Annotated in this window: 17 protein-coding genes; 15 read left to right on the top strand and 2 right to left on the bottom strand. The window is 57.4% G+C overall.

Annotated elements, in window-relative coordinates; all coding sequences use genetic code 11:
- The first annotated feature begins 204 nt into the window (after positions 1 to 204).
- The 8 genes from topA to ACXAH3_RS01805 all read left to right on the top strand — a co-directional run bounded on the left by topA (position 205) and on the right by ACXAH3_RS01805 (position 9,448).
- Positions 205 to 2,763 carry a type I DNA topoisomerase gene (gene topA, locus ACXAH3_RS01840; RefSeq protein ID WP_474860363.1) on the top strand — a complete coding sequence of 853 codons (2,559 nt, stop codon included), beginning with the start codon at positions 205 to 207 and terminating at the stop codon, positions 2,761 to 2,763.
- Positions 2,764 to 2,940: 177 nt separating this feature from the next.
- Complete coding sequence (locus ACXAH3_RS01835) at positions 2,941 to 3,498, top strand: L,D-transpeptidase (protein ID WP_474860362.1); 558 nt, start codon at positions 2,941 to 2,943, stop codon at positions 3,496 to 3,498.
- A 148-nt stretch (positions 3,499 to 3,646) separates the two neighbouring features.
- Complete coding sequence (locus ACXAH3_RS01830) at positions 3,647 to 4,360, top strand: CoA transferase subunit A (protein ID WP_474860361.1); 714 nt, start codon at positions 3,647 to 3,649, stop codon at positions 4,358 to 4,360.
- 3 nt (positions 4,361 to 4,363) lie between these two features.
- Positions 4,364 to 4,993 carry a 3-oxoacid CoA-transferase subunit B gene (locus ACXAH3_RS01825; RefSeq protein ID WP_474860360.1) on the top strand — a complete coding sequence of 210 codons (630 nt, stop codon included), beginning with the start codon at positions 4,364 to 4,366 and terminating at the stop codon, positions 4,991 to 4,993.
- A gap of 138 nt (positions 4,994 to 5,131) precedes the next feature.
- On the top strand, positions 5,132 to 6,271 hold the full coding sequence (locus ACXAH3_RS01820; RefSeq protein ID WP_474860359.1) for a PQQ-dependent sugar dehydrogenase: 1,140 nt from the start codon (positions 5,132 to 5,134) through the stop codon (positions 6,269 to 6,271).
- Positions 6,272 to 6,385: 114 nt separating this feature from the next.
- A complete protein-coding gene (locus ACXAH3_RS01815; protein ID WP_474860358.1) occupies positions 6,386 to 7,411 on the top strand; it encodes a lysylphosphatidylglycerol synthase transmembrane domain-containing protein in 1,026 nt (341 codons plus the stop codon).
- Entirely contained in the window at positions 7,392 to 8,714 is a 1,323-nt protein-coding gene (locus ACXAH3_RS01810) for an FAD-binding oxidoreductase (RefSeq protein ID WP_474860357.1), read from the top strand. Before ACXAH3_RS01815 ends, ACXAH3_RS01810 begins: the two co-directional genes overlap by 20 nt.
- Entirely contained in the window at positions 8,711 to 9,448 is a 738-nt protein-coding gene (locus ACXAH3_RS01805) for an SDR family NAD(P)-dependent oxidoreductase (protein ID WP_474860356.1), read from the top strand. The genes ACXAH3_RS01810 and ACXAH3_RS01805 overlap by 4 nt, the downstream gene beginning before the upstream one ends.
- 67 nt (positions 9,449 to 9,515) lie before the next feature.
- Here the strand turns inward: ACXAH3_RS01805 and ACXAH3_RS01800 are convergent, their stop codons facing one another.
- The gene (locus tag ACXAH3_RS01800) at positions 9,516 to 10,961 is read right to left on the bottom strand and encodes a UbiA family prenyltransferase (RefSeq protein WP_474860355.1); all 1,446 of its coding nucleotides are present in this window, start codon (positions 10,959 to 10,961) and stop codon (positions 9,516 to 9,518) included.
- The gene (locus tag ACXAH3_RS01795; protein ID WP_474860354.1) at positions 10,954 to 11,793 is read right to left on the bottom strand and encodes a lytic transglycosylase domain-containing protein; all 840 of its coding nucleotides are present in this window, start codon (positions 11,791 to 11,793) and stop codon (positions 10,954 to 10,956) included. Before ACXAH3_RS01795 ends, ACXAH3_RS01800 begins: the two co-directional genes overlap by 8 nt.
- A 344-nt stretch (positions 11,794 to 12,137) precedes the next feature.
- Here ACXAH3_RS01795 and ACXAH3_RS01790 point away from each other — a divergent pair, with 344 nt between their 5' ends.
- The 7 genes from ACXAH3_RS01790 (at position 12,138) to ACXAH3_RS01760 (ending at position 19,870) form a co-directional block, all read left to right on the top strand.
- Positions 12,138 to 12,323: a Flp family type IVb pilin gene (locus tag ACXAH3_RS01790; protein WP_474860353.1), complete on the top strand. Its 186-nt coding sequence runs from the start codon at positions 12,138 to 12,140 to the stop codon at positions 12,321 to 12,323.
- 291 nt (positions 12,324 to 12,614) lie between these two features.
- Positions 12,615 to 13,457 carry a Flp pilus assembly protein CpaB gene (cpaB, locus tag ACXAH3_RS01785; RefSeq protein ID WP_474860352.1) on the top strand — a complete coding sequence of 281 codons (843 nt, stop codon included), beginning with the start codon at positions 12,615 to 12,617 and terminating at the stop codon, positions 13,455 to 13,457.
- A gap of 233 nt (positions 13,458 to 13,690) precedes the next feature.
- Complete coding sequence (locus ACXAH3_RS01780) at positions 13,691 to 15,103, top strand: type II and III secretion system protein family protein (RefSeq protein ID WP_474860351.1); 1,413 nt, start codon at positions 13,691 to 13,693, stop codon at positions 15,101 to 15,103.
- A 10-nt stretch (positions 15,104 to 15,113) separates the two neighbouring features.
- Positions 15,114 to 15,776, top strand: a complete 663-nt coding sequence (locus tag ACXAH3_RS01775) for an OmpA family protein (RefSeq protein ID WP_474860350.1) — start codon at positions 15,114 to 15,116, stop codon at positions 15,774 to 15,776.
- A gap of 403 nt (positions 15,777 to 16,179) precedes the next feature.
- A complete protein-coding gene (locus ACXAH3_RS01770; RefSeq protein ID WP_474860349.1) occupies positions 16,180 to 17,424 on the top strand; it encodes a CpaE/TadZ family protein in 1,245 nt (414 codons plus the stop codon).
- Between the two features lie 17 nt (positions 17,425 to 17,441).
- Positions 17,442 to 18,899 carry a CpaF family protein gene (locus ACXAH3_RS01765; RefSeq protein ID WP_474860348.1) on the top strand — a complete coding sequence of 486 codons (1,458 nt, stop codon included), beginning with the start codon at positions 17,442 to 17,444 and terminating at the stop codon, positions 18,897 to 18,899.
- Positions 18,900 to 18,907: 8 nt separating this feature from the next.
- Positions 18,908 to 19,870 carry a type II secretion system F family protein gene (locus tag ACXAH3_RS01760; RefSeq protein WP_474861137.1) on the top strand — a complete coding sequence of 321 codons (963 nt, stop codon included), beginning with the start codon at positions 18,908 to 18,910 and terminating at the stop codon, positions 19,868 to 19,870.
- Positions 19,871 to 19,873 lie beyond the last annotated feature (3 nt).

The following is a 19,873-nucleotide window of genomic DNA, read 5'->3' as shown; positions in this document are numbered from 1 at the left end:
GCTCACAGGGGAAGGGCATGTTCCACATCTGTTCCATCCGCCCCCTAAAATCCTACCAAACTTTCCGCCCCCTAAAGGGGGCGCGGCGAAATGCGCTCCTATATATAGAGAGTGCCCATTGACAAGATGCCCCTTCACGACACATCTAACGCCTCCAGAAAGACTGCCATTATTTCATGGTGTACCTGAGTCGAGAGGAAGTTCATGCCCGTAGTCGTCGTCGAAAGCCCGGCCAAAGCCAAGACCATCAATAAATATCTTGGGTCGGATTACACGGTACTTGCATCCTATGGCCACGTCCGCGACCTGCCGCCCAAGGACGGGTCCGTCGACACCGACAACGAGTTCGCCATGAAATGGGAGGTCGGCCGCGACAGCGCCAAGCATGTGCGCGCTATTGCCGATGCTTTGAAAGACGACAACAACCTGATCCTCGCAACCGACCCCGATCGCGAAGGGGAAGCGATTTCGTGGCACTTGGAAGAAGCGCTGCGCAAACGTCGTGCGGTCAAGAAGGACACGCCGGTCAGCCGCGTGGTCTTCAACGCGATCACCAAATCCGCAGTGACAGAGGCGATGCAAAACCCGCGCGATGTGGACAGCGATCTGGTCGAGGCATACCTGGCCCGCCGAGCGCTGGATTATCTGGTAGGCTTCAACCTGAGCCCAGTGTTGTGGCGCAAGCTGCCGGGCGCACGCTCGGCCGGTCGCGTTCAGTCGGTTTGCCTGCGTCTGATTGTTGAGCGCGAAGAAGAGATCGAGGCCTTCAACGCCCGTGAATACTGGTCGGTGAAAGCATTGCTGCAAACGCCGCGTGGTCAAGAGTTCGAGGCCCGTCTGACGGTTCTAGGTGGCCAAAAGCTCGACCGTTACGACCTTGAGAACGAAACCGCTGCTGAATTAGCCGTTCAGGCCATCACCTCGCGCGATCTGTCGGTTCAGTCGGTCGAGGCGAAGCCTGCGACCCGTAACCCCTCGCCGCCCTTCATGACTTCAACCCTGCAGCAAGAAGCCAGCCGCAAGTTCGGCTTCGGCGCGCGTCAAACCATGTCGACCGCCCAACGCCTGTACGAGGCCGGGTACATCACCTATATGCGGACCGACGGGATCGACATGGCACCCGAAGCCGTGGCGGCCGCACGCGATGCGATCTCGGACCGGTACGGCAAGGAGTTCATTCCGGCCAATCCGCGGATTTACAAGAACAAAGCCAAGAACGCGCAGGAAGCGCACGAGTGTATTCGCCCGACGGATATGACCGTGTCTGCAAACGATCTGGCGAAGCTCGAACCCGATCAGCGCAAGCTTTACGACCTGATCTGGAAGCGGACCCTCGCCAGCCAGATGGAAAGCGCCAAATTCGAGCGTACCTCGGTGGATGTGGGATCGGATGACGGTCAGGTCGTGCTGCGCGCCACCGGGCAAGTCGTCGTGTTCGAAGGCTTCCTGAAGGTCTATGAAGAAGGCCGTGATGATCAGGTCGTAGACGAAGACGACAAACGCCTGCCGCAGATTATGGAAGGCGAAAAGGCCGACAAGAAGTCTATTTCGCCCGAACAGCACTTCACCCAGCCCCCGCCCCGCTATACCGAGGCGACGCTGGTCAAACGCATGGAAGAACTGGGCATCGGTCGCCCGTCGACCTATGCGTCGGTGATCACCACCATTCAGGATCGCGAGTACGTTCGCAAAGACAAGAACCGCCTGTTCCCCGAGGATAAAGGCCGGATCGTGACGATCTTCCTGATGAACTTCTTCCGCCAGTATGTGGGCTATGAGTTCACCGCGAACCTTGAAGAAGAGCTCGACGAGATTTCTGCGGGTGATATGGATTACAAGGAAGTTTTGGCGCGTTTCTGGCGGGATTTCTCGGCCGCGATTGCCGAGACGTCCGAGCTGCGAATCTCCGAAGTGCTGGACAAACTGGACGCGGCGCTTGCGCCCCAACTGTACCCTCCACGCGAAGACGGATCCGACCCGCGTATCTGCCCGAAATGCGGAACGGGTCAGCTGCACTTGAAAACCTCGCGCACTGGCGGGTTCGTGGGCTGTGGGAATTACCCGGAATGCACCTATACCCGTCCGATCGCAGGTGAAGGTGCGGAAGGCGACGAACGTTTGTTGGGCGAAGACAATGGCGATGAGATCTGGCTGAAGGCCGGTCGTTTCGGCCCTTACGTCCAGCGCGGCGAACCCACGCCGGAAAACAAAAAACCGCCACGCGCGTCCCTGCCCAAAGGCTGGGCGAAAGAAGACATCACGCTTGAGAAAGCGCTGATCCTGCTGTCCCTGCCCCGCGTGGTAGGTGAACACCCAGATGGCGGCGAGGTGAAGTCGAACTTTGGCCGCTTCGGACCCTATATCATGCACCAAGCCGAAGGCGAGGCGAAGCCGGTCTACGTCAACATCAAAGACCCGCAGGACGTGTTTGAGATCGGCATGAACCGCGCGGTCGAGATGCTGGCCGAAAAGCGCGCCAACCCCGGTGGGCGCGGACGAACAGCGGCCAAGCCACTGAAAGAATTGGGTGAACACCCAGAAGATGGTGGTCCGGTCAATGTCATGGAAGGCCGCTATGGCCCCTACGTGAAATGGGAAAAGGTCAACGCAACCATTCCCAAAGACGTGGAACCTGCAGACGTGACCATGGAAATGGCAGTGGGTTGGATCGCCGAAAAGGCCGCGAAGAAGAAGCCTGCAAAAAAGAAAACTGCAGCCAAAAAGAAACCTGCCGCAAAGAAAAAGGCAGCCAGCAAAAGCTAAAGCGTGGGCCCGATCCGAGAAATGCCTTTGGCCTGATTGCATAACTTTGACAGGCCGAAGGTTTACCACTGTGTGCTCATTTGGTCGCTGGCATTCGACCTCTCAAACTAGTGATTTGTAACCTGCCCCAGCGCGGGGTTTTGTACTGCCAAACTGAATCAAGTAGTGGGCTTTATCATGTCACGTTCCTATTCGCGCCGCGCGGTCATCGCGGGCGCAGCTGCAGCGGTTTCGCTGCCGAAAACTGCCCTTGCCACCCCGGTTATTGGATCGGCAAAACGAAATATATCGAGCTTTGCCAGCCAAAGCTGGGAAGATCACTTCGAGAAATTGGATCGCGTCACCATCGTCTGCGATACGATCTCGCGTGCCTTACATTATTGGAGCGCGGATGGCAGCGATTACCGCATTTATCCGACATCTGTACCACTGACGGATGATCTGAAGAAAACTGGGTACACCAAAATCATGCGCAAACGCGTGGGGCCGGACTGGACCCCGACCCCCAGCATGATCGAGCGTAACCCCGAGCTGAAATACATGCCCCCCGGCCCGGACAACCCGTTGGGAACGCACGCAATGTATCTTGGCTGGCCCGCCTATCTGATCCACGGAACGCATGATACGCGCAAGATCGGACGGCGCAGCTCGGATGGTTGCATTGGCCTTTACAACAACGCCATTGCCGAGCTGTTTTCGATCACGCCCGTGGGTGCACAGGTTCGGATAATCTGACCGAACTTGCCTTACTTTGCTCCCTTCCGGGTCCACTCTTCTGGGGTCTAGGTAGAAATACCTGAAGCCCTTATGCAGCGTATGGTTTCGTTGACTTTACACGGCCCCCAAGCCAGAAAAGCAACGAAACTGACGAGAGGGATCTTTCATGAACAAGGTATATGGCAGCGCCGCCGAAGCTCTGGACGGGCTTCTGTCGGACGACATGCTGATTGCCGCCGGCGGCTTTGGCCTGTGCGGCATCCCCGAGCTTCTGCTGGAAGCCATCAAGGAAAGCGGTGTGAAGAACTTGACCTTCGCATCCAACAATGCGGGCGTTGATGATTTCGGCATTGGTATCCTGCTGCAAACCAAGCAGGTGAAAAAGATGATTTCGTCCTATGTGGGCGAAAACGCCGAGTTCATGCGCCAATACCTGTCGGGCGAGCTGGAGTTGGAGTTCAACCCACAGGGCACGCTGGCCGAACGCATGCGCGCGGCCGGTCACGGCATCCCCGGCTTCTTCACCAAGACCGGCGTGGGCACCGTCATTGCCGAGGGCAAGGACGAAAAGGATTTCCCAACCGGCCCGAACGGCGAGATGGAAACCTACATCATGGAAGAAGGCATCTTTGCTGATCTGTCCATTGTGAAGGCCTGGAAAGCGGACGAAACCGGCAACCTTGTGTTCCGCAAGACCGCCCGCAACTTCAACCCGCCGGCTGCCATGTGCGGCAAAACCTGCGTGGTCGAGGTCGAGGAAATCGTGCCGACCGGTTCGCTGGATCCGGATGCGATCCATCTGCCGGGCATCTACGTGCATCGCATCATTCAGGGCGAGCACGAGAAGCGCATCGAACAACGCACCATCCGGGAGGCTTAAGACATGGCTTGGGACCGCAATCAAATGGCCGCCCGCGCGGCACAAGAACTGCAAGACGGTTGGTATGTGAACCTTGGCATCGGCATCCCGACGCTGGTGTCGAACTACATCCCTGAAGGTGTCAACGTAACGCTTCAGTCGGAAAACGGCATGCTGGGCATGGGCCCCTTCCCGACCGAAGATGAAATCGACGCCGACCTGATCAACGCAGGCAAGCAGACCATTACCGAACTGCCCCAGACCGCCTATTTTGACAGCTCGATGAGCTTTGGCATGATCCGCGGCGGCAAGATCGCCATGGCCATTCTGGGCGCGATGGAAGTGGCCGAAAACGGCGACCTTGCCAACTGGATGATCCCCGGCAAGCTGGTCAAAGGCATGGGCGGCGCGATGGACCTTGTGGCCGGTGTTGGCCGCGTGGTGGTCGTTATGGATCACACCAACAAGCATGGTGACAGCAAGGTGCTGACAGAATGCACCCTGCCCCTGACTGGTAAGTCGGTCGTGGACCGCATCATCACCAATCTGGGTGTGCTGGATGTGGTCGAAGGCGGCCTGAAAATCGTCGAGACCGCCGATGGCGTGACCGAAGACGAACTGCGCGCCGCGACCGAGGCGACGATCGTCAACTGATCCCCGGACCAGACAAATTCTCAAAAGGCCCCCCCGTGGGGCCTTTTTTTCATGTGTTCACCTGATTGTGGCCGGGTTGGATTTGCGAGGCCGCCATTTTGATGGTTGTCTAGGGCATCCCAACCGAAAAGGTGTCCCATGCACAAGACCATCGCCGCCCTTCTCGTTGGCCTCTCTGGGTTTGTGGCCATGCCCCAAGCCAGCTGGGCCTTCCCGATTGAAAGCACCACAGGCAATCAGATCGAGGCACAGAGCATTACGGATTTCAACGCCCCTTGGGCGATGAGCTTTCTGAACAGCGAACAGGCTTTGGTAACGACGAAACCGGGGCGGCTTTGGTTGGTCGGAACCGATGGGACCAAGACCCAAGTCGCGGTCGTTCCAAAGGTGCTGGATGGCGGGCAAGGCGGTCTGGGCGATGTGGTGCCACATCCTGATTTTTCCAATAACGGATTGATTTACCTTTCATATGTGACGCAGGGCGACCGGTCGGGCACCCGCCAAGCCGTGGTGATCCGCGCGCGTCTAGACCTGACGGGCGACCCGATCCTGACCGAACATGAAGAAATTTGGCGTCAATTCCCCGCCTATCCCGGACGCGGGCATTTTTCGCACCGCTTGGCGTTTGGGCCCAAGGGCGGACCACATGAAGGTAAGCTTTTTATCACTTCGGGCGACCGGCAAGAGCTTGATCCCGCGCAGGACATGGCGCAGGCGTTGGGCAAGCTGATCCGTCTGAATGACGATGGATCCGTCCCGCCGGACAACCCGTTTCAAAGCGATGGAGAGCTGGCGAAAACCTTCTGGACGATGGGACACCGCAATTCTCTTGGCATCGCCTTTGACGCTGACGGGCGGCTGTGGGCGCACGAGATGGGACCGCGTCACGGGGACGAGTTGAATCTGATCGTGGCGGGCCAGAACTATGGCTGGCCGGTGGTGTCCAACGGCAATCACTACAGCGGGGCTGCGATCCCCGATCACGGCACGCGTCCTGATCTGGCTGCGCCGCACGCTTTCTGGGTGCCCAGCATCGCGCCCTCGGGGCTGGTGATCTATTCCGGCGATCTGTTTCCCAATTGGCGCGGCACGGCGTTGATCGGAGGGCTGGTCAGCCGCGCCCTGATCCGCGTGCAGCTTGGCCCCGATGCGGCAACAGAGGTCGAGCGCTTTAGCTGGGACGAACGGGTGCGCGAGGTAGAACAAGGGCCGGACGGGGCGCTTTGGGTGCTGGAAGATGGTCGCAATGGACGGCTTTTGCGCCTGACTCCAAACTGATGCATCGCAAAAACGGAAGCGGCTAAGCTGTTTTCCGCGCGATTTTCCCCTCGCAAATGCTGCGCGGCTTTCATAATCTCGCCTCAATCCCCCGCCATAAGCCGGGCAATGACAATGAGCAGCACCAACCCAGCATCGTCCACCACGACGAAACAATCGGCAGGCACAGCCCCGAATAAAAGGCTGCGCGATACGCTTATTCTGCTGGGCCTTTTCGCTCTTGTTCTTGCCGGATTGATCGGGCTGGCCGCAGCCACGGGCTGGGAGGAAACCCGCGCGCAGCTGATGAAACTGTCTTGGGGACAGTTCGCAATCCTGCTGGCGCTGAGCCTTGTAAACTACGTCTTTCGCGGCCTGCGCTGGCACGTCTTTGCCCGCAAGCTGGGCCTGCCCACTGGGCTGATGCAAGACCTGCGCCACTTCCTTGGCGGCTTTGCCATGTCTGTCACCCCCGGCCGCGTAGGCGAACTGGTGCGGATGCGCTGGCTGCGTCGCGAAACGGGCTGGAGCTATGAACGCACGGCCCCCTTGGTCCTGATCGACCGAGCATCCGACCTGACCGCCATGGCGCTGATCCTTGGACTGGCCTTGGCCTTCTCGACGACCGGGATTGCAGGCGGACTGCCCGTGACCATTCTTGCCTTGGCTGCTGCCTTTGCGGCCACCCGCCCCCGCCTTTTGGCGGGTTTCGCAACGCTGGGCCACCGCCTGACAGGTCGCTTTCCGCGCCTTTGGGCCAAGCTGCGCCGCGCCGCGCAGTCGCTGTCCGCCTTCACCTCGCCCACCTTGATCGCCGTTGCTGCGTTGATCGGAGTGGTGGGCTGGATCGCCGAAGGCTATGCCTTTCACCTTCTTTTGATGTGGATGGGGGCGGATATCAGCTTTGCCAAGGCCGTCGCCATCTTCGTCTTTTCAACACTTGCTGGCGGACTGACAGGCGCGCCGGGCGGCGTCGGCGGCGCGGAAGCTGCCATGATCGCCCTTCTGGCGCTGGAAGGTGTACCGCTTGAGGTCAGCTTGCCCGCCACCGCCATCATCCGCGTCACAACACTTTGGTTCGCGATCGGGATCGGCCTTCTGGTCTTCCCCATCGCCGAGAGAATTTCACTGAGATATCAAAATGGTTTGGAAAACAACTGAGTATTCAGGCTGGGGCCGTGTGCACACAGCCACGGCGGAACTGGCACGGCCTGAACGGGCCAGCACGTTGAAAAACACCTTGGCAGACACCGCCTGCCCGGCGATTGGCAACTGCCGATCCTATGGTGATGCGCCGCTGAATGACGGGGGCCGCGCCATCGACATGACGCGTATGAACCGCATTCTGGATTTCGACGGCGAAACTGGAATTGTCTCGGTCGAGGCTGGCGTGACCATCGCCACCTTGGCCAAAGTCTTCGCGCCGCAAGGTTGGCTGCCCGCCGTTATGCCCGGCACAGGCTTTGCCACCGTCGGCGGCTGTATCGCGCAGGATGTGCACGGCAAGAACCACCACAACGAAGGCAGCTTTGGACAACACGTTCTATCGGTCACGCTGCTGAATGGGGCCAAGCGCACGGTTGCCACGCCAGACCGCAACGCGGGACTGTTCCGCGCCACCATGGGTGGGATCGGCCAGACGGGTGTGATTGCCGAGGCGAAGCTCCAGCTAAAGCCCTGCCCCGGCGACGTGATGATGGTGACCGAACAACGCGCCGAGAACTGGGACGCGCACCTTGCGCTTCTTGATGGCAGCCAAGCGACGTATTGCGTGGGTTGGATTGATGCCACCGCAACGGGGGAAAGCCTTGGGCGTGGCGTCGTCGAAGAAGCCGAGCTGGCTGCGGGCCTGTTGCCCAAGGCGAAGCCATCGAAGAAGGTGCCGATGGACGCGCCCGGCTTTGCCCTGTCCGGTCCGATCGTTCGGACCTTCAACAACGCCTATTACCGGCGTGTTCCGACATCGGGCCGGTCCTCGGTCAAGCGGATCGACGAGTTCTTCTTCCCGCTGGATAAGATCCACGATTGGAATCGGCTTTATGGCAAGCGCGGGTTCTATCAATTCCAGAACGTCGTCCCGCTGGATCAAGCTGATGCGCTGAAAGCAATGTTGAGCGAAATCGCTGGGGTGGGCCTTGCCTCGCCTTTGGCCGTGCTGAAACGCATGGGACCGGGACGCGCGGGTCCGATGAGCTTCCCGATGGAAGGCTATACGCTGGCCGTGGACTTCCCGGCCCGTGATGCCGCGCCCGAGTTGATCGCCATGCTGGAAGACATGACTGTGGATGCAGGTGGACGCCTGTATCTGGCCAAAGATGCACTGGCGACTGGCCCTGCAATCAAGGCGATGTATCCGGAACATGGCGATTGGGTGAAAGCGGTGAACAAAGCCGATCCCGATCACGCTTTTGAAACGGACATGGTGCGACGGCTTGACCTGCGCACCGCAGGAGGTGCGTCATGACACAGAATTGCTGGATCATTCTTGGGGCCACGTCCTCGATGGCGCGGGGCTTTGCCAACGCGGTCGCCAATCAAGGCGCCAGTGTCATTCTGGCGGGGCGCGATATGGAAGACCTGAAACGCACGGCCACAGACATGTCCGTGCGCGGGGTCGAGGCCATTGCGATGAAGTTCGACGCCCGCGACAGTGCCACTTTCGGACCTATTATTACGCAGGCCGAGAAGATGGAGGGCGTGATCAACGCCGCTGTCTTCGTGGGCTCTATGCCTCCGCAAGAAGCGATTGACGAGAATCCCAAGCTGATCGATGGCGTCATCCAAGACAGCCACACCGGCCCCGCCACTTTCCTGTCACAGCTTGCCCCAGTGATCGAGGCACGCGGTGCAGGAACCGTGGTTGGCGTCGGATCCGTCGCCGGGGATCGCGGGCGGATCGGAAACTATGTCTATGGCTCGGCCAAGGCTGGCTTTGCGACCTATCTGTCGGGGCTACGCAATCGCCTGACCCGTTCCGGTGGGCATGTGGTGACAGTGAAACCGGGCTTTGTGGACACGGCCATGACGTGGAGCGTCGAAGGCATGTTCCTTGTCGCCTCGCCCGAAGCGGTGGCCAAGGACATTCTGAAAGCGGTCGAGAAGCAGAGAAACGTGATCTATACGCCGTTTTTCTGGCGCTACATCATGCTGATCATCCGCCACATCCCCGAGTTTATCTTCAAGAAAATGTCGATCTGATCCGCCCTGACGAGCGGATCATCCCTTCATCGGGGGCCCGCGCCTGTGGCACGGGCCTAAAGAGCGGCTAGAGCGCGCCGAACCATGTCTGCCACAGCCCCGCTGCATAGAACATGATGGCCAGTGTCATCAGGATCAGCCCAATGCCGCGCTTGTCTTTCATGGCGAAGACGATCGGGTCGTAGTCCTGTTTCCCGTGCCAGCCCAGCGACACCATGCGGATCATCCACCATGCCAGCGGGATTTCCGCCACCCAGATCAGCCAGCGGGTTTTGTAAAGGCCTATGGCTTGCTCAGTGAAGGAATACAGGAAGAAGGCCACCAATGCAGCGACAACGCCAAGGGCGGCGACGTTCAGCAGGTCGGGACGGTCAGGACGGCCATAACCCCGGCCCGGCAGGCGCTCGTCCGAGGTTGCCAGCGTCAGCTCGGTCAGGCGTTTTACGCAGCCAAGTGCAAAAAAGACCGGGAAGATGAAGACAAGCAGATAGCCCGATACATAGATCCCGGTCGCAGCCGCGCCGGCCACGACACGTAAAGTGTAAAGCGAGGCCAGCACCGCGATGTCGATCCAGCGCATGCGCTTGAGTTTCAGTGAATATGCCAGCGACATTGTCATATAAAAGGCGACGACTCCTAGGAACGTCCAAGACAATGCCACGGCCACGCCCAAAGCAATGGCAGACAGGAGTATAAAGCACAGCATCCCAATCTGGATCGGCACAGCGCCCGACGCGAAGGGTCGGTTCTTCTTGGTGGCATGCAGGCGGTCTGCTTCCAGATCCAACAGGTCATTTACCAGATAGATCGAGGACGCCGCCGCCGAGAACGCAACAATCCCAAAGAAAGCCGCAACCAAGGTCGCCAAGTCGAATGCATGGGCCGCGATCATTGGTAAAAGCAGCAACACATTCTTAACCCATTGATGTGGGCGGAAGCTCCGCAGCACATCGGCGATCTTCCAGCCGCCCTCGACTTTGGTGATGGATTGGCCGCGCCCTTCGATTTGGCGCGCGGATGCTTCGTCGCCCACGACGATGGCACGGTCGGCCTTGTCCCAGATGGCGCGGTCCACCGGCGCGTTACCGGCATAGTCAAAGCCTTGTTCGCCGAAGGTCTCGACCAAAGCAGCCGCCTTGCGCGCGCCCTTAAGGTTTGTTTGCCCGTCCGAGGCGAAAACGCGGGGCGAAAGTTCATGGTCACGGGCCAGCCTCTCGACCAATGGCTGGTGCGAGGCCGACGCCAGGATGACCTCGCGTCCTTCGGACTTGGCCTGAGCCGCGAGCTCCACCACGTCCGGTTCGACCGGCAGAAGATCTGTGCGAAGCTCTGCAATCTCGGCCAGCTCAGCCTTCAGGTGCGCGGGGTTTTGCAGGTTTGTCGCGCTGATCTTCAGGGCGCGGATCGGGTCTTTGCCAAGCGCCGCCCAAAAACACTCAAACAGAATGTCAGTGCGCAGAAACGTTCCATCAACATCCAGCACCAACGGCTTCTTAACTATTTTGTCACCCATTCGAAGGGGTCCCCATTACTGTAAATACACACCCATCTGTCAAAAGCTCGGGCGGTGTCAAACACAACCCGCGCGCCACATGCCACGCTGCCAGAACCTTGGGCACATAAGCGCGCGTTTCGGGATAGGGTGGGATCCCGTTGTGCTTTCCGACTGCATTCTCGCCCGCGTTATAGCCCGCAAGGGCAAAGATCGGATCGCCTTGGAAATGCTTGATCAGCCACTCCAGATAGGCGACGCCACCTTCGATGTTTTGCTTGGGGTCGGTGCTGTCGGTTACGCCGAACCGTTCTGCGGTTGCCGGGATCAGCTGCATTAACCCTTGGGCCCCTGCTTCACTTAGGGCTTCTTTATTCCCCGCGCTTTCGACCGAGATCAAAGCCACAACCAAAGCAGGCGATACGGGCGTACCAACGGTCACACGCAGAATATCGCTTCCGTGAACACGAGCGATGTCTTGAAGATGTTGAAGGCGCGGTTGGGGCACACCGTCACGTTCCGCAACCGCATTAACTGCTTTTTGAATGTTTGCGGGACCAGTGTCTGAAAGTTTCGGCGACACCTCTTGCCAGAACCAATCCCATGGCGTTGGGGCGGGCAGGGCAATTTCCAAATCCGGCTCGACGTCAACGGTTGGCTTTTGAGGAACCGCCAAGGCGGCGGCCTGTTCCTCTGGGTCGATCTGAACCGTCAAACGATTTGAAGCGCCAGCCTTTGGAACGGTGACGCGTTTAAATGTGAACTCCGGATACGGAGGAGGATCACTCTGCCCCAGTGCTGGCCCTGCCAACAAAAGTGCCGAGATCGCCCCTAAATACATGAATCGCCGCATTTTGCGGTTCTCTACTCTACCTCATTGACTGGTTTAGTTGTCGCAGATTGGTTAAAAAAGCGCTAGTTTTTACTGAATCGACAGGAACAGCGCAGGAAAAAACTGCCAAATTTTAAAAAAGAGCAACAGATACGAAAATTTTTAACATTTATTAACAAAGCGTTAGGGGAAATTACAAAAAAACCACAGTCCGTTCGAGAAATCGTACCTTAAACGCCCAATTCTTGCCCCATTCCAAAGGCTTATTGTCACCATGCAATACGCAATGCGGGACAAACCTTCAAAGCGTCGAAGTTGCGAGTGAAAAAATTAACAATTCGTTGAATCCAGTAAAGGAACACAAAATGAAACTGTTCGAAATGATCAAAACCTTCAAAGCCGACGAAGATGGCGCTGTAACCGTAGACTGGGTTGTTCTGACCGCAGCTATCGTTGGCCTGGGCATTGCCGTTCTGACTTCGGTTCGTGGTGGTACCACCACTCTGGCAGACAAAATCTCGGCAGCCATCTCGACGATGGAGCCCAACTAAGCCTAGCTTAGTATAAGAATTTTGGCCGCGTCCACTTGGGCGCGGCTTTTTCGTTTCAGCGATCAACTTCCAGATCCAGCATGGTAAGCCCCACTGTTTCTGGCATTAGTCGGTTGACACTTGATCACATTTTCCAATTAATTCCGCTGCTGGCTTTGAATGGACTGGTAATTGTCGCAATTTCCTGTGATTTTTTCACGAAAGGAGCTTGTTGTTTCAGTTTTGCCTCGGATACCACTGTCGGCAAAAACCTGAATTGCAGGTGACTGAATACGCACGGAAGGGATACTGATGCGCTTGATTTTCGGACTGGTCTTGATCGTCGGCATCGGCCTGGCAGGTTTTGCTGTTTATATGGCACGCGACTTTATTGGCGGCTATCAGGCCCAGCTTGACGCAGAGCGTGCACGCGCGGCCAATCAACAGATTGTTCCGACCGAAGAAGTCTATGTGCTGAACGAGGCTGTGAAATACGGCCAGCAGATCACCGAAGAGAACATTCGTCTGGTTAAGTTCCCGAAAGAAGCCATGCCTGAAGGCGTGTTTCGCACCGTGGAAGAAGTTTTCCCTGACGGAGAGCCGAAATTCCGCACGGTCATCCGCGCGATGGAGAAGGACGAAGCCCTTCTTGAGGTTAAAGTATCCAAACCGGGCGCCGATGCGGGAGTCGCCTCGCGACTGGCCGAAGGGATGCGCGCTTTCGCAATTCGTGTAGACGTCAGCTCGGGTGTTTCGGGCTTCCTGCGCCCAGGGGACCGCGTTGATGTTTATTGGACTGGCCGCGGCCGGAACGAATTTGGCGATGCGGAAGCGGTAACAAAGCTGATTCAATCCAATGTCCCTCTGATCGCTGTTGACCAGATCGCTGACAACGACCGGACAGCCCCTAACGTAGCACGAACGGTTACTGTTGAAGTGTCACCTCGTCAGGTGGCCGCATTGGCGCAGGCACAAAGCAGCGGGCGGCTGACGCTGGCGCTTGTCGGCGCGCGCGATCAAACCATCAGTGACGACATCGAAGTCGGGCAAGGCGAAATCATTGGCGAGTTCACCGCCCCAGAAGCACGCCGCTGCACCATTCGCACCCGTCGCGGGGCAGAAATCATCGAAACGGTGATCCCCTGCCCCGAATAATCACGGCGTTTCACCCAAGTCAGCATTCGCAAAAAAGAAATAAGTGTTGCCATTCGCACACATAACAGTCGGCCTTAAGGTTATTGATTGTTGATTTTTTGCGGAATCCCGCGCAGTCTGGCGTCCAATAGGCGGTGATTGCCCCGAGAAGAGGGTGACACGGCCAACGAGCAAAGGGGGCTGCCCAGCGGTATAGGGCGTCCCAAAATACGTGGTCAGAGAGGCAGGATCACATGAAAGTTGATAGATTCATTAAGGCAGCCCTGTTGGGCTTGTCGATGGGAGTTGGAACCGCGCCCGCAATGGGCGTTGCGGAGACACTTCGCGTTACCGACACCGGCCCATCGCGCGCATTGAAGGTTCCCATGAACCGCGCCGTGGTTGTGGAAAGCGATAGCTCGTTTGCAGAGCTTTCGATTGCAAACCCCGGCATCGCAGACATTTCGACCCTGTCGGACCGCACAATCTATGTGCTGGGTAAGACCCCCGGACGTACCACCCTGACCCTTCTTGGGCCGGATGGTTCGCTTCTGAGCAACGTCGAAGTGCACGTCACCCCCGACATCAGCGAGTTTAAAGAGCGTCTGCGCCAGATCCTTCCCGGTGAAGGCATCGAAGTGCGCACCGCCAATGACGGCATCGTTCTGTCGGGTGTTGTCAGCTCTCCGAACCGGATGACGCTGGCCCTTGATCTGGCGCAACGCTATGCGCCAGAGCGTGTTTCCAACATGATGAGCGTCGGCGGCACCCAGCAGGTGATGCTGAAAGTGCGTTTCGCTGAAATGGGCCGCTCGGTGCGTAAAGCGCTGTCAAGCTCGTTGGCCATTGGCGGCACCAGCGGTAGCGTGGGCATCGGTGGTGAAACTGGCACGTGGTTGACCGATGGAAACAGCTTGAGCAACTCTAATGTGACTGTCAGTGGTGACCAAGAGGGGGCGCTCAGCATCGGATTTGGCGCGGGTAGCTTCCAAGTTGGTGTCCTTCTGGAAGCGCTTGAAAGCAAAGGCATTGTACGCACCCTGGCCGAACCTAATTTGACCGCTTTGTCCGGGCAGGAAGCATCCTTCTTGGCGGGTGGTGAATATCCGGTTCCCGTCTCGCAAGAAGAAGGTGCCGTTTCGGTTGAATTCAAACCGTTCGGCGTCGAACTGACCTTCACGCCGACAGTTCTGTCCGATGACGTCATCAACCTGCAACTGAAAGCGGCTGTGTCCGGTCTGGACAGCTCTGTCAGCTATCAAAACGGCGGGTTGATCCTGAATGCCTTCCGCGTACGCGAAACTTCGACCACAGTTGAACTGCGTGACGGCGAAAGCTTTGCCATTGCGGGCCTGATCGAAGACGACTTCCAAGACGCAGTTGGTGCGGTGCCATGGCTTGGCGATCTGCCGGTTCTGGGTGCCCTCTTCCGTTCGTCGGAATACGAACGTCGCCAGTCCGAGCTGGTGATCATCGTCTCGGCGCATCTGGTTACCCCGACCCGCGGTGAATTCCTTGCCGTTCCCACGGACCGCATTCGCCCGCCCTCCGAAAAGGACCTGTTCTTGTTCGGCAAGACGGCCGCAACGTCGACGCCCAAAGCAGGTGCTGCGGCAGAAGTTGCCAAGCAGGACTTCTCGGGTTCTTACGGCTACGTGATGGAATAAGGATCGCGACATGAAACGGATCAAACCAATTCTCGCCGCCACGTCGGTCATCGCCATTCTGGCAGGCTGCGCAGACAATCAGCAAGCCATGCATTTCTGGTTGAACGAAGCCGGGGGCAACCTGGATGAAGGTGGCTTCGGCACGCCGACAGCCCACAACATCGGCGTTCAAACCGGAGAGATCAACGTCATTCAAGCGCTGGGAGAACGCTTCAGCCGTGAAGTGAATGACACGGTGAACTTCGAGTTCAACAAAGCGGATCTGTCGCCAGAAGCGCGCAAAACTCTGGATACGCAGGCCAAATGGATCCTGCAATTCCCAGAAATTCGTTTCCGCGTCTACGGCCACACCGATCTTGTCGGCTCGAACGCGTATAACAAACGTCTGGGGATGCGCCGTGCGCGCGCTGCTGTGAACTATCTGGTATCACGCGGCATCAGCCGTTCGCGCCTCGAGGCCGTGGTCAGCTTTGGCGAAACCCGACCGCTGATCCAGACCCAGCAACGCGAGCTGCGCAACCGCCGCACAGTGACCGAGGTCAGCGGCTTTGCCAACAACCGCAAAGCCACCCTGCTGGACGGCAAATATGCCGAAATTATCAACCGAGAGTATATTGACAGCGCTCAACCGCTTCCAGCGATCAGCAACGCCGAGGTAGCCACGGTCGAGTAAGCCTTAACGTATCGAAATTTGAAGGGCGTAATTTTGTTGCGCCCTTTTTTCATGTCTGCCTCGACGCTCTAGCGGCGTTTTGTCACCAGATTTTTGAACCTTCGCATCGTGCAAATCAGTTTATTTCTTTTTTTATCAATGCTATAGTAGGTTGGGTTGAGGTAATAACGGTATTGGTTTCATTTGAATCTTACGTATTTGAAAGCGAAACAGATCCTTTCATTGGGGCGACAATGTTCCTAATATTTGGATAATAATGTGCCAAGCGTCGTAATGTTGCCCAGATTTTCTGTAGCAATCCAGCCTGCAGGAAAGATTTATGATTTTGCGATTCGCAATTAACGAGAGACCGCGGTGCCAGAAGACACAAGCTTGGCCATCCCGGATATGAAAGGAACGAGCTATGAGTAGCCCTTCTGCGCTGCAAACCGATCCTGAGCCGATCATCGCGTGCACAGTGTCGCGGGATGTTCAGAATTTTGACCTGCTGATCGAAGACATGGAGACCGAACTGGGCGAGGCCTGGGGCGATCTTCCGATTGACGACGCTGTCGAATTCTTCGAACAGCCGGATGCCCGCGATCTGGAATTCATTGCAGTTGCTTTGGATGATCAGGACGAGGCAGACCTGACCAAGGTCGCCTCTATTATCAAGACTGCGATTGACCGGGACATCAAAGTGATCGTCATCGCCGAAGAGGTCAGCCCGATTGCGCTGCACCAGCTGCTGAAACTCGGCGCCGAAGAATTTGTCCCCTACCCCCTTCCCGATGGCGCACTGCATGACGCGATCGAGCGGATGCGCCAGAAAAAGCAAGTCCCACAATTGCCCGTTGAAGCGGTCAACACATCGTCCGGCATGGCCGGCAAGCATGAAGCCGTCATCCTAGCCGTACAGCCGATGGCAGGCGGGACCGGAGCAACCACCCTGGCGGTCAATCTGGCTTGGGAACTGACGCAAATTGACAAGAACCACCATCCACGTGTCTGCCTACTGGATTTAGGCCTTCAGTTCGGATCAGCTGCAACCTATCTGGACCTGCCGCGCCGCGATGCGGTTTACGAGCTTCTGTCCGATACCGAAGTGATGGATTACGACCTGTTCACGCAGGCATTGCTGACGTACGAAGATCGCCTACATGTGTTGACGGCACCGCCAGACATGCTGCCCCTGGACATGATCACGTCCGAGGATGTCCAGCGTCTTGTAGAGATCGCCCGAACGAATTTCGACTATGTCATCATCGACATGCCCAACACACTGGTCCAGTGGACGGAAACAGTGCTTCAAGCGGCGCATGTCTATTTCGTGACCATGGAGCTGGATCTGCGCTCGGCTCAGAACACGCTTCGCATGATCAAGGCCCTGAAAGCGGAAGAGCTTCCGGTCGAAAAGCTGCGCTATGTTCTGAACCGCGCTCCGAAATTCACGGATTTGTCCGGCAAATCGCGCGTAAAGCGCCTTGCCGAAAGCCTGGATATCTCGATCGAACTGCAATTGCCCGACGGGGGTAAGCAGATCGCAGACGCTGGGGATCACGGTGTACCCTTGGCAAGTTCCGCGCCGAAGAATGCTTTGCGCAAAGAGATGCTGAAACTGGCCAAGTCCATTCACGAACTGAACCAATCTGACATTGCAGCGCAATAGCGCCAGACGGAGGCCGCATGTTTTCGCGATATAAAAAGCCTGCCAATCCCCAAACTCAGCCGTCAGCCGTAGATGCTAGTCGACTGGAAGAGGGCATTATCCAAGCGCCCCCTCCGAAAGGGGAAAAACCTAAGCCGCAGGTCAATGTACCAGCAAAGAAAGTTGCTCCGGCAGTGCCCGCTGCGACCGACAAAGAACGCAAGCGTAAGGAACGGCTTTCCGAGATCAAGACCGAGCTTCACAAAGAGCTTCTGGACAACTTGAACCTTGCTGCCCTTGAGGCCGCGACCGAAAAGGACCTGCGCTCGGAAATTACCGATATTTCATCGGATTTCCTAAGCGACCGCGATGTGGTTCTGACCCGCGACGAACGGCTGCTGCTGAACCAGGAACTCTATGATGAAGTGAAGGGGCTTGGCCCGCTTGAACCGCTTCTTCAAGATGAAACCGTCAACGATATTCTGGTAAACGGGCCTCAGCAGGTCTTTGTTGAACGCGCAGGTAAACTTGAACTGACAGACGTCACCTTCAAGGATGAACGCCACCTTCTGCGCATCATCGACAAGATCGTGTCCGCCGTTGGTCGTCGCGTCGATGAAAGCAATCCGCATGTTGACGCCCGCTTGGCCGATGGATCGCGTTTCAACGCGATGGTGCCACCGATTGCGGTGGATGGGTCGCTCGTTTCCATTCGTAAATTTAAGAAAGACAAGCTGGGCATCAATGAACTTGTGAATTTCGGCGCTTTCTCGGAAGAAATGGCCGCCTATCTTCAAGCTGCCGTAGCCACCCGCCTGAACGTGATTGTGTCGGGCGGTACGGGTTCTGGTAAGACAACAACCCTGAACGCTCTGTCCTCTTTCATTGACGACAGCGAGCGCATCCTGACGATCGAGGATACGGCGGAACTTCAACTGCAACAAACCCACGTAGGCAGAATGGAAAGCCGGCCCGCCAACGTGGAAGGCAAAGGCGCTGTCAGTCAGCGCGACTGTCTGAAAAACGCTCTGCGTATGCGTCCTGACCGCATCATCGTGGGTGAGACGCGTGGCGAAGAAGTGATCGACATGCTTCAGGCCATGAACACGGGTCACGACGGATCAATGACCACGATCCACGCCAACTCGGCCCGCGATGCGGTGTCGCGTTTGGAAAACATGGTGGCGATGGCCGGGATCGAAATGCCGATCAAGGCGATCCGCAGCCAGATTGCATCCGCTGTGAACCTGATGGTTCAGGCCAGCCGACTTCAGGATGGTTCGCGCCGCATGGTCTCGATCACCGAGATCACGGGCATGGAAGGCGAAGTGATTTCGATGCAAGAGGTGTTCCGTTACGAGCGTCTGGGGCTGGCCCCGGATGGCAAAATCATCGGCCGCTTTAACGCGACTGGCGTGCGCTCGCACTATGCCGAGCGTTTCCGCCAGTGGGGCTATGACCTGCCCGCCTCGATCTATGAGCCTTGGAGCGACTGACCGTGACGATATCTGTCGATCTTATCATCTATGGCCTTATTTTCATTGCTGTACTTCTGCTTGTGGAAGGTCTGTATCTGACCGTCTTTGGCAAGTCGATCAGCCTGAACAATCGGGTCAATCGCCGTCTGGACATGCTGGAAAAGGGTGCCGCACGCGAAGAAGTGTTGGAAAAGCTCCGCAAAGAGATGGGCCAGCACGTCCGGGCGCAGGGCATTCCGTTCTATTCGATCTTGGCGACCAAAGCCCAAAAGGCCGCTTTGGCCTTCACACCAGCGCAGTTGGTCATGATCATGGGCGTTTTGACCGTGTTTTCCTATTTCGGCCTGACCGTCGCGACAGGGGCAAGCCTGCCCGTTCGTATCGGCGTGGCGATCGTGATGGGCGTTGGTGGCGTCTACGTCTGGGTTAACCAGAAAGCCAACAAACGCATGTCGATGATCGAAGAACAACTGCCTGACGCGGTCGAGCTGATGGTGCGGTCGCTGCGTGTTGGCCACCCATTCACCTCGGCTGTGCAAAGCGTTGCGAAAGAGGTTCCCGACCCCTTGGGTACGGAAATGGGTCTGATTGCAGATGAAAGCGCCTATGGCCGTGACGTGGGCGAGGCTTTGTCGAACATGGCCGAGCGTATGGACAACCAAGACATGCGCTTTTTGGCCGTTGCCGTGACCATTCAGCAGACTTCGGGTGGTAACCTGGCCGAAATTCTGGACGGGTTGGCAAAGGTTATCCGCTCGCGCTTTCGTCTGTTCCGCCGGGTGCGCGCCATCACGGCCGAAGCCAAGTGGTCGGGTACGTTCCTGTCTGGCTTCCCGCTGGTTGCACTGGTGATGATCAACCTGCTTGATCCCCATTACTACGACGATGTCCGCGAGACCGCCTATTTCATTCCAGCCTGCCTGGTTGTGGCGGCGTTTCTTGTCACCAACATTTTCGTAATGAAAATGCTTGTGAACATCAAAGTATAGGTC

The sequence above is a fragment of the Aliiroseovarius sp. ABM4_368 genome (assembly GCF_056161205.1).
The sequence above is the reverse complement of the archived record's forward strand: the minus strand, read 5'-3'. Positions and strand labels throughout refer to the sequence as shown.